At 52.1% G+C, this 3,228-nt stretch carries 2 protein-coding genes and 1 pseudogene; 1 reads left to right on the top strand and 2 read right to left on the bottom strand.

Translation table 11 applies throughout. From position 1 onward, the window contains the following. A pseudogene (locus ACTHSP_RS19035) lies at window positions 1–443 on the bottom strand (septum site-determining protein MinC); the annotation flags it as partial. Between the two features lie 147 nt (window positions 444–590). Further along, window positions 591–1,826, bottom strand: a complete 1,236-nt coding sequence (locus ACTHSP_RS19030) for an FAD-binding domain-containing protein (protein ID WP_440346685.1) — start codon at window positions 1,824–1,826, stop codon at window positions 591–593. Window positions 1,827–1,952: 126 nt separating this feature from the next. Here ACTHSP_RS19030 and ACTHSP_RS19025 point away from each other — a divergent pair, with 126 nt between their 5' ends. Then, window positions 1,953–2,810: an ATP-grasp domain-containing protein gene (locus tag ACTHSP_RS19025; protein WP_440346684.1), complete on the top strand. Its 858-nt coding sequence runs from the start codon at window positions 1,953–1,955 to the stop codon at window positions 2,808–2,810. The last annotated feature ends 418 nt before the right edge of the window (window positions 2,811–3,228 follow it).

The raw sequence follows: 3,228 nt of genomic DNA, 5'->3' as shown, positions 1-3,228 counted from the left end.
CCGTTTTCAGCGTAAACCTGCTGGCCGGTACGCACGGGCGTGCTGACCAATACGGTCGGATTGTTGATAACGGTGGCCTGTACGTCTTGCGGCTGCGGTGCTTGGCGCGAGGCAGGCGCTGCCTGTGTGTCGGCTGCTTGGGTGGAGTTGCCTTGTTTGAATACCAAGTGGTAACGCGCCGCCGCTGCCGCCCATGTGTCGCTGGTGTGGTGCAGCCCTAAGATTTGCATGCCGTAACGGGCAAACAGGGAAATCATGCCGCCCAAATCGATGGATTCGGGGTGGTCGAAATCTTGTACGTCTAAAATGAAGGGAACGAATTCGTCTTGGGATTGGCCTGCCAGTTGGCGCAGGAATCCTTCCAATTCGGTTAGATCTGCGGTGTGCAGATGGATGGATAAGACGTCCAAACGTGACGTTTTTATGTCGAATGCGGGTTTCATTGTCATGAAATAATAAAATTTTTTAATGACGTAAGTTTACCGTGTAAATCTTGGCTATTCAATCTGTTTGACCATCTGAAACCAAAATATTTTGTTTGAACGTTTTTCAGCTGTATTTAGTGTGGTTTTTTGGTGTGAATGCAGGTTTCAGACGGCCTTGGGAAAGGGGTAGCCGTGTGTGTCGATGTCATCGGCGGCGGCCCACGGCGTGTGGATGAGGGTGGACGGTAGGTGCGCCAATTCGGGGACGTAACTGCGGATGTAGCTGCCGTCGGGATCGATTTGATGCGAACGGTGGGCATAGCGGACGGTGGCCGTGTCTTGTGCGGCGAGGTGCCAGTTGGCTTGGTTGAGCGCGGGGTCGGTGCAGGTTTGGACGGAGGCTGTCCACGCAATGCCTTGGTTGGGGTCGAAGTTGAGGGCATGGCAGAAATAGTGGGCGCACAGCTGCTGGAGAACGGGGTGTAAGTGGCCGGTGGCTTCGAGGCCGCGGATGGAGGCGTCGATGATGGGTACGCCGGTTTGGCCGAGTCGCCAGTATTCGCGTACCGGAGCGGCATCGGTTGTTTCGGGCAGGCGGCGGTGGTAGGCGAGTTGGTAGCAGTAGTCGCGGAAAATAAGCTTGTCCAGCCATTCGAAATGTCGGTTTGCCAAGCCTTCGGCAGCCAGCAGGCGCGGTGAAATGCAGCCTGCGGACAGGTAGGCATTGAGGAGGCTGGTGTTTTTTCGTGCCGGAAAATTTTGGGTAATCGAGTAGTGAACCAAATTCTGTTTGAATGCGTGCCATTGCGTTAAGGCTGCGGTTTCGCCGCCTTGTTGATAGGCAGGCAATACCGCGCCGGTATGGGCTGGAAACAGTGGAACGTTTTGTCCGGTTTGAACAGGCAATTCGGTTTCAGACGGCCTTTGTCCTGAATAAGCCTGCAACCATGCTTGTTTATAGGCGGCAAAATCGGTGTAGGGCAGGCCGTTGGCATCCATAAGGGGGGATTTGGCCAAAATGCCGCGGTCGTTGGCGTGTTGCAGGGTAATGCCTGCCCGGTCGAAATTGTGCCAGAGATGGTTGTCTTGGCGGATTTCGGCTTCGGTGTAGGCTTCGTCTGTGATGACAGTATGGGCATTGAGCACAGCAGCCAAGGGGAGGAGGTCTTCGTCGGAGGTGACGACATATAAAGGAATATGGTGCGCCGCCAGACGGGTATGCAGCTCTTGCGCGGCTTGATAATGGAACAGGCTTTGACGCGGATTGTGGTTTTCAGACGGCCTTTGGCTGACCCAGACGTAGGCGATGGGCAAACCGCTTGCAACGGCGGCATTAAGCGCGGCATTGTCGTGCAGGCGGAGGTTGCGGCGGAACCAGACAAGGACGTGAGAAGATTTCATGAGCATGTTCCGACGAAAAAAGGGGAGACCATTTTATCAGAATCAGCCTCATGTATCAGGCCGTCTGAAAAATCTTTTGGTTTGATTTTGCTATATAATTTTGGTTTTAGCAATGAGGCGGCGACCATGACCGAGAAAACCGTTTTGGCACTCATTACCTGCCAAACCTATCCCGAACCATCGGACAACCTGAAAACATTGGCGACATGCTTGGAAACCATGGGCGTGAAAACCGTATTTGATGCGTGGCAAAACCATCCGTCCGCGCCATTTTTGCTGCCTTTGTGTGCATGGGATTATGCCGCCGAACCCGAAGCCTTCCGCCAATGGCTGGAGCAAGCCGAGCAGGCGGGGCAGCGTTTTATCAATCCGCCCGAGCTGATGGCTTGGAATATGGAAAAGACTTATTTGTGCGATTTAGCAGAACGCGGCGCGCGAGTGATTCCCAGCGTGTTCGTTCCGCCGCAAAAAGCCGAGTTGGCGGACATCCTGAACCGACAAGGCTGGACGAAAGCGGTCATCAAGCCGGCATTCGGGCAGAGCGGCAAAGGCGTGGTCAAAGTTTGTGCGGAGGCATTGGACGTGGATATGGCGGATTATCCGCAAGGCATGATTGTTCAACCTTATATCCGCGAAATCGAAACAGCAGGCGAAACCTCGCTGGTGTTTTTCAACGGCACATTCAGCCATGCCGTACGCCGTCAGCCGCCACACGGCGAATGGCGCGCCAACTCGGCCTATGGCGTGTCAGTGTTCGGTATCGAGCCGCCCGAGTTTGCCGTCCGTGCCGCGCAAAACGTACTGGCCACTTTGCCGCAAATGCCGGTTTACGCCCGAGTGGACGGCACATTGGTCGGCGACACCTTCCTGCTCAATGAATTGGAACTCATCGAGCCCGCCCTGTATTTGCACACCAGTGAAGGCGCGACGGAACGCTTTGCCCGAGTGTTGGCGCAGTTGCTTGAGCAACATTCATCAACCTGACTTTATTAATATAAATAGCAAGCCTCAGGCCGTCTGAAAACCATCTTTCAGACGGCCTGAGGCTTTTTTTAAACAAGATTTGCGTGTTTGTATTTTTCAATAATGTGCCATTTGTCGATTGTGTCATTTTAATTGTTGCAGTCTTAATTGATGGTTGGTTAACTTTCATTTGGCATTTTATCTCGGCCGCAGCCTTTATTTTTAGCGGATTGTAAACAATCTGGCCGGTCTAAATAGATATCTTTTTAGGGTAAAACCTCAAAAATCTTTTTAAAAAGAAAGATATTGTCTTATTGAATATTCTGTGCTGAAATTACATGACACTACAAAAAGTAGTGCATAAAAAATAAAACAGACAAAGGAGAAAGCCATGCAATTGTTTTTAGACAATCTCAAAGCCTTTTTCGAAACCATCAGC

Source organism: Neisseria sp. P0001.S005 (assembly GCF_051963715.1).
The sequence above is the reverse complement of the archived record's forward strand: the minus strand, read 5'-3'. Positions and strand labels throughout refer to the sequence as shown.